General features: G+C 69.4%; 6 protein-coding genes. 1 reads left to right on the top strand and 5 read right to left on the bottom strand.

Going from position 1 to position 6,568, the window contains the following annotated elements; translation table 11 throughout:
• Nucleotides 1-97: 97 nt before the first annotated feature.
• The 4 genes from BLT97_RS14495 to BLT97_RS14480 form a co-directional block, all read right to left on the bottom strand.
• Nucleotides 98-757, bottom strand: coding sequence for an HAD family hydrolase (locus BLT97_RS14495; protein WP_070200820.1), 660 nt, complete (start codon nt 755-757; stop codon nt 98-100).
• Nucleotides 758-828: 71 nt separating this feature from the next.
• Nucleotides 829-1,245 (bottom strand): DUF6262 family protein, encoded by a 417-nt coding sequence (locus tag BLT97_RS14490; protein ID WP_070200819.1) that lies wholly within the window; start codon nt 1,243-1,245, stop codon nt 829-831.
• Complete coding sequence (locus BLT97_RS14485; RefSeq protein WP_070200818.1) at nt 1,232-3,520, bottom strand: tyrosine-type recombinase/integrase; 2,289 nt, start codon at nt 3,518-3,520, stop codon at nt 1,232-1,234. The genes BLT97_RS14490 and BLT97_RS14485 overlap by 14 nt, the downstream gene beginning before the upstream one ends.
• Nucleotides 3,517-4,635 carry a tyrosine-type recombinase/integrase gene (locus tag BLT97_RS14480; protein WP_245769318.1) on the bottom strand — a complete coding sequence of 373 codons (1,119 nt, stop codon included), beginning with the start codon at nt 4,633-4,635 and terminating at the stop codon, nt 3,517-3,519. Before BLT97_RS14480 ends, BLT97_RS14485 begins: the two co-directional genes overlap by 4 nt.
• Before the next feature lie 66 nt (nt 4,636-4,701).
• On the opposite strand from BLT97_RS14480, the gene BLT97_RS14475 reads away from it, so the two are divergent.
• Nucleotides 4,702-4,890 (top strand): hypothetical protein, encoded by a 189-nt coding sequence (locus BLT97_RS14475; RefSeq protein ID WP_093609905.1) that lies wholly within the window; start codon nt 4,702-4,704, stop codon nt 4,888-4,890.
• A gap of 66 nt (nt 4,891-4,956) precedes the next feature.
• On the opposite strand, the gene BLT97_RS14470 is transcribed toward BLT97_RS14475, so the two are convergent.
• Nucleotides 4,957-6,504, bottom strand: coding sequence for an MFS transporter (locus BLT97_RS14470; protein WP_093609903.1), 1,548 nt, complete (start codon nt 6,502-6,504; stop codon nt 4,957-4,959).
• Nucleotides 6,505-6,568: the final 64 nt, after the last annotated feature.

The following is a 6,568-nucleotide window of genomic DNA, read 5'->3' as shown; positions in this document are numbered from 1 at the left end:
GTTATGTCGATCTCCCAGTCACAAGGGCTGGTCTGACGTGCTGCTTTGCGAGATGGACATGTCGTTTCAGCGGCTCTGGGCGAGGGGCTGTGCGAGCTTAGGCGGTGGCGGTCGCCAGCAGTTCGGGCAGGTTGCGCATGTCGTCGAAGACGACGGTGCCTGGCCCCTCCAGTCGCGAGGCCGGGGTAAGGCCGCCGCAGTATCCGAAGGCTCGCATGCCGGCGGCCCGAGCTGCTTGCACCCCGTATGCGCTGTCTTCGATCACCGCGCATCGCTCGGGTTGTACTCCCATGGAGCGTGCAGCGTGCTGGAAGAGGTCGGGTGCGGGCTTGCCTCGGCGGACGTCGGCCGCACTGAAGATGCGGTTCTCGAAGTGGTTCGTCAGATCGGCGATTTCCAGGCTTCGTCGGATGCCGGCGTGATCACCGTTCGAGGCGACGCAGACGCCTGTGGTGAGGCTCTTCAGGACCTCGGCGATGCCGTCGACAGCAGTCAGTTCGGCCTCGAAGGCCGCCTCATACAGATGCTCGTACTTCTGCTGCCATCCCTTTTCCAGGCGCCGTCCGAGTCGTTCCTCGACTGCTGCGGTGTAGACCTCGGTGGACGAGCCCACGAACCGCTCGATGATCTCAGCTTCGGTGAACGTGCACCCCAGGTCAGCCATGATCATGGCGTCGACTTTGACGCATATCTTCTCGCTGTCCACCAGCACGCCGTCACAGTCGAAGATCACCAGTTCAACAGGGCTCTGCGTCATGATCAGCAGCGTAGAGGGGCGCCGGTTCAGGCATCGCACCGCGTAGGGCTGTCGTCGGCTTTGCCGGGGTTTCACCCCGAGCTGCTTGCACCACCCACCGGGGTGCTCGACAGCACGCGGAGACGGCGGATCTCGCCGTGGGCGATCTCCAGCTTCTGGGTGAGGTCGGCGACCTGGTCGCGAAGCTGCCGATTGCGTTCGAGCGCGGTCTCCAGCCTGCGTTGCAGGGAGGCGTCGCTGGCCGCGTGCCGGGCGCTGCGGTGTGGTGCCGGGGCTCGCGTCTGGAGCTGGTTGATCGCGGTGATGAGGTCGGTCTGCGTGTATAGCCAGGACCGGGAGACACCGGCAGCGTTCGCGATGCCGACGACCGTGGGCCGTTCACTGCGGCGAGCCGCAGCCTTGACGGCTTCTTCGGCCCGCTCGCGTGCCTGCCTGCTGCGCGTCTTCGACGCTTCGACGAGGAAGTGGGCGTTGTCAGCCGGTGGCATCGAGATCGGTCACCTTCCCGCCGGCCACGATCTGCTGCGGTCCGGCCTGTTCCAGGGCGTCGATGATGGTGTCGAGCTTGCCGAGCGTGCGGGTGTTCTTCTCGACGATGCGCGACAGCCCGGCCTTCTCGGCGTCGCCGATGAGCTTGCGGGTCTCGTCCCGCTGGCGTCGGTGCTGGTCGAGGAAGTCGCCGGTGGTGATGAAGAAGCGGCAGTCCAGACACGGGTTGGCGTACTCGCAGTCGGTCTGGATGGGGGCTCCGCAGTAGCCGTTGGGGAGACTGACCTTGGCGCGGACCAGGGACAGCCGCATCCAGGTGGCATCGGCGAGCGGGTGGTCGACGGGCAGTGCGACGGGTTCGCCCTCGGCGTTGACCTTGAGGGACTTCTCCCAGTGCTCGCGCAGGGTCTTCTGGTGCAGCCGGGCGTAGATGGCCGTCATCTGCGGCGACATGTGATCGAGCAGTTGCTGGACGATGTGCTGCGGGACGTTGGCGTTGATGAGCCTGGTGCCCAGCGTGTGGCGGAACTGGTGGAAGGTCACCCGCGCGGGGCGGCCGTGCTCGTCGATGAGGCGGATGCGCTCCAGCCAGGTCTCCATCTGTTCGCGGCACCAGCTGTCCGAGACAGCCTTGCTGCCGTTGAGGTTGGCCACCCAGCCGGGGAACAGGAAGTGGCTTCCGGCGGGGAAGCGGGCCTGGACGCGCTTCTGTTGTGCGGCGATCTCATCGGCCAGGGCCTGGCTGATGGGGAAGAACGCGATGCGCCCGTGGATCTTGTGGTTCACCCAGGTCAGGTAGGGGGCTCCGGTGTCGTCGTGGGTGACGCAGTCGAACCGCAGGCGCCGGGCGTCCTTCATGCGCAGGCCGCAGGAGATCAGCAGCGGGACCATGAGGCGGAGATCGTCGGTGGCGATCAAGGCCAGGCTGGCGGGGTTCTCCATCTGCCGCATCAGGTGCTCGGAGATCCAGCGAGGCTTGGCCGGCGGCGGAGGCGGGGCGTCGTTGTAGACAACGGCGTCGCGGGGCAGGCCCGGCTGCCAGTCGTGGGCGCGAGCATCCGCGAGGAACCGGCCCAGCGAGTTGACCGCCGCCCGGCGGGTAAACACGTCCGGGTAATCGACGGCCAAGGCGGCGATCCACGTCTCGATCCTGGCCCGGGTCAGGTCGCCAGGATCGGCGTTCGGCGGCAAGTGCCGCGAGAGATGAGTCAGGGAGCGCAGGTTCTGCGCGACGGTGTTGACGCTGATGTTCATGCTGATGCGCCAGCGGCACCACCGCTTGGCCAGCTCGCGCAGCCAGGGCTGAGCTATGCCGCCGAAGCGCAGGTAGCGCATCTCGCCTTCGGCCAGGGCGAAGTGCCGCAGGTCCCAAATCTCGCGCGGATACTGGTCGGCCCACGGATCATCGGCGATGAGCAGGTGCTCCAGTGCGAAGCGAGTGTCCGCGATGAAGCGGAAGGCGACCACGTTGTAGCCGTGACGCCGTCCGTCGGCCCTCAGCGGCGCGACGTGATCGCGCCAGCTGGTCTCGTCCCAGTCCAGAAGGCTGGTGACCGGCGCCTCGCAGGCCCAGGTGACCGCGCGGCGGACGTCGCGGGCGGGGGTGAACCGCAGCCCCTCGTCGAGCCGGTGCTGCAGGCCGAACTGGAACTCCAGACGGAGTGCTGGATCGAGCTGACTCAGGCGGATCTTCGGGTCGCCGCGGTGAGCAAGGTCGTCGTACCAGCTCGTGAGGTCAGGGCGGCCGTGCTTGCGCCACCGGGTGTGGTGCGTGTGACACAGCGGCGCATCGGTGCTGTCGGTCCAGCGCGGGCAACCGGGAAACTCGCAGTTTCGCTCGGCGGCCCACGGCCTGCGCGGTGGGTGATAGAGGGTGCGTCCCACCCAGTCCTCAAGGGGTGGCCGCCCTGCGTGGGTCCATCGCGAAGCATGTCGGTGACACAGGCCGTGGGCGGCCCTGGCCCGGTTGCACCCGGAGACCAGGCAGGCCGCCACCTGCTGGCGGCGGCGCAGGCGCGCGTCCTCGTCCGCGGCCCAGCTGTCCAGGTCGGCCGGGCGTCCTGCGGCCACCCAGCGGTGATGGTGGGTGCGACAGAGCTTCAGCGAGCCCATGGTCAGCGTCGTCGGGCAGGAAACGATGCGGCATTCACCGGGGAAGAACACCGGGCTGTCACGCGGCGGACAGAACATCTCGGCCCGGAACTCCGGGCGCACCGTCTCCATCAGCTTCGCCAGCAGCCCCGCCGAACCCCGGTGCGTCTGGGGCGTGTTCACCGGGCCGATGCCCCGTCCCTGATGATCCCGGCCGAGAGGAGCACCCGGCGATGATCCTCGACATCGAGGTGACTGTAGATCTCGGCCGTGGTCTGCGGGCTGGCATGACCGAGGAGTTCGGCCACGACCTCGATCGGCACCTCGGCCCGCAACAGCCGGGTGGCGTAGGTGTGCCGGCAGGCGTGCGGCGAGAAGTGCGTGATGCCGGTCCGCTTCTGCAGGCGTTCCACCAGTTCGTTGACGTTCGCCCGGGTCATCGGGGAGCCGATCGGCGCGCGGAAGAGGTTGGCGAACACGAAGTCGCAGTCCAGCGCGCCGTACTCGCTCTCCATGTAGGCGGCGTAGCGATCGAACAGCTCCGGCCTCACCGGGATGATCCGGCCCTTCATGCCCTTGACGCGGGCCCGGTTGGCGTTGTTCTCGCGCGGAACGACGTGCACCTCTCCCTTGCGGAGGTTCAGGTCGGCATGCCGCAGGCCCAGGGCCTCGCTGATCCGCAGCCCCGAGTCGTCGAGGAGAGCGATAAGGAACCGGTCCCGGCGCCGGTTGCAGGCGCTCATCAGCCGCTGGACCTCGTTCTCGGTCAGCGTCCGGGGCGGCTTGCGGTGGGCGGGGATGCGGATCGGGCTGTACTCGACCTCACCGCCCCGCTGGGTGTGCGCCAGCATCGGCGTGTAGGAGCCGGTCGGCTGCCTGCCCAGCAAGTTTCCCAGCAGCGCGGGCACGTCCTCGTCCCGCCGGGCGTGGAACCGGTAGAACGACGCGAGCGCGGCCCGCTTCCGCTGCAACGTGGTGTTCTCCAGCGCCTGGCCGACACCGGGCAGCACGAACACCCCCGGTGCACGGGCCGGCTTCGGACGACGCAGCCAGTCGAAGAACTGGGCCAACACCTCCAGGCGCACGCGCCGGAAGTCGAGGCCCGTCTGCTCCAGCCAGACGAAGAAGTCCCGCAGGTCGTACGCGTAGCCCTGCACCGTGTTCGGCGACGCACCCCTCGCCGCCAGGTACCCGAGGAACTCCTCCACCGCATCGACGGGCAAGCCGTCGGCCCCCACCACGGTGTACGAGACCGGACCGTCCGCGGACAACCGCAGTCTCTGCACAGCGAACGACACACCACACCCCAGGACGACATGGACAGGCGAACAGAACCCGTCCATGTAGCACCGAAAGGCCCTCCCATGGAAGCGAGTTGGACATCAAAGACACCCGGAAGACTGATCGGCATAGTCGACGACACCGGCGAGCTGCTGCCCGGCGGGGAGATCGTGCCGCCGCACCGCCCGCTGCTCACCCTGATCCCCTCGCAGCCCGAGGGCCCGATCCGTACGCAGCCCCAGAACCGGCCGATCGTCACCGTCGCCGCCTGAGCCACGCCACCCAGCCAGACCAGGACCCCGAGCCCGCAGGCCCCAGGCCTCCGGCCCCCAGCAGGGTCACCGCTCCTCGGTATCCCTCTCCGCACTTGAACTTCCGCCCGCCGACGGCGAGGCGCCGCCGTTCTCCAGCGGTGGAGCGTCCAGCGCGCAATGCGTCAGGCACTCCGGATGACACGGCTCCGACTCCGGCTCCGTCTCGACCGGTCCCGGATTGCGCACCGTGAGCCAGGCGAGCAGCGCACCGGCCGCGAGCAGCGCCGCACACAGCGGCATCGCCAGCCGGAAGGCGCGGTCGAACTCGGCCGCCGAGCGATACGCGTCGGGGCCCATCCCCACGAGCAGCGGCAGCGCGGCCACCGCGATCAGGCCGGCCGCACGGGCCGCCGCGTTGTTGATCCCGCTCGCAAGACCCGCACGGGACTGGTCCACCGAGGCCAGCACGGTCGCGGTGAGCGGAGCGACCAGCGTGACCATGCCCAGGCCGAGCACCAGCACGGCCGGCAGGACGTCGAGCAGATACGAGGCACCCGGCCCCGCCCGCAGGAAGAGCAGCATGCCCGCGGCGCACAGCAGCGGGCCGACCGTGAGCGGCAGCCGCGGTCCGATCCGCTGTCCGAGCGCCCCGGAGCGGGCCGAGAACAGCAGCATCAGGATCGTGGTCGGCAGCAGCGCCGTGCCCGCGGCGAGCGCCGAGTAGCCCGTGACGACCTGGAGTTGGAGCGCGGACAGGAAGAAGAAGCCGCCGAACGCTCCGTACACGCACAGGGTCACGAGGTTGACCGCGCTGAACTGCCGGGACGCGAAGACCGAGAGCGGCATCATCGGTTCCTTGCTGTGCCGCTCGACGTAGAGGAAGGCCGCGGTGGCCACGACCCCCGCGACGGCCGAGCCGACGACGACCGCGGAGGCCCCGGCGTCGGGTGCGGCGATCAGCGCGTACGTGAGGAAGGCCAGGGCGAGTGCGCCGAGCACCGCTCCGGGGATGTCGAAGCGCCCGTGCGCCTGCCCGTCCCTGGACTCCGGTACGTGGCGCAGCGCGACCGGGACGCAGACCGCGGCCAGCGGCACATTGAGCAGGAACACCCAGCGCCAGCCGGGACCGTCCACGAGCCACCCGCCGAGGAACGGCCCGACTGCAGCCCCCACACCGCCGAACCCGGACCACAGCCCGACCGCGGCGGACCGGTCGTCGGGGTGGAACGACGCCTGGATCAGCGCGAGCGACCCGGGTGTCAGGAGCGCACCACCCACCCCTTGCAGGGCCCGTGCCGCGATGAGGACCTCGGCGTTGGGCGCGAGCCCGCACAGCAGGGAGGCGAGCGCGAACCAGACGACGCCGATCACGAAGACGCGCCGCCGCCCGAAACGGTCACCCAGCGCACCGCCGAGCAGGATCAGTCCGGCGAGCGCCAGCATGTAGGCGTTGACGGTCCACTGCAGCGCGGCCAGGTCCGTGTCGAGATCGTCGCCGATGCGCCGCAGCGCCACGTTCACGACGGTCGAGTCGAGCAGCACCATCGTCGAGCCGAGCACCGTGGTGAGCAGCACCCAGCGGCCGGCGGCGGTTCCGGTACGGAGGGTGGCGGGATCGGCGGCAGCGGCCATATGCGGATTATGCGGGCGCGCCACGGGACCGGCCACCTGCCGAGCGCGCCGCCCCGCCCTTGCT

Source organism: Streptomyces indicus, from assembly GCF_900100315.1.
In the GTDB taxonomy this organism is placed as follows: domain Bacteria; phylum Actinomycetota; class Actinomycetes; order Streptomycetales; family Streptomycetaceae; genus Streptomyces; species Streptomyces indicus.
The sequence above is the reverse complement of the archived record's forward strand: the minus strand, read 5'-3'. Positions and strand labels throughout refer to the sequence as shown.

Bases quoted from the DNA above. Each gene is read 5' to 3' on its own strand.
- BLT97_RS14495 (WP_070200820.1), bottom strand. From the start codon at position 757: ATGACGCAGAGCCCTGTTGAACTGGTGATCTTCGACTGTGACGGCGTG.
- BLT97_RS14490 (WP_070200819.1), bottom strand. From the start codon at position 1,245: ATGCCACCGGCTGACAACGCCCACTTCCTCGTCGAAGCGTCGAAGACG.
- BLT97_RS14475 (WP_093609905.1), top strand. From the start codon at position 4,702: ATGGAAGCGAGTTGGACATCAAAGACACCCGGAAGACTGATCGGCATA.
- BLT97_RS14470 (WP_093609903.1), bottom strand. From the start codon at position 6,504: ATGGCCGCTGCCGCCGATCCCGCCACCCTCCGTACCGGAACCGCCGCC.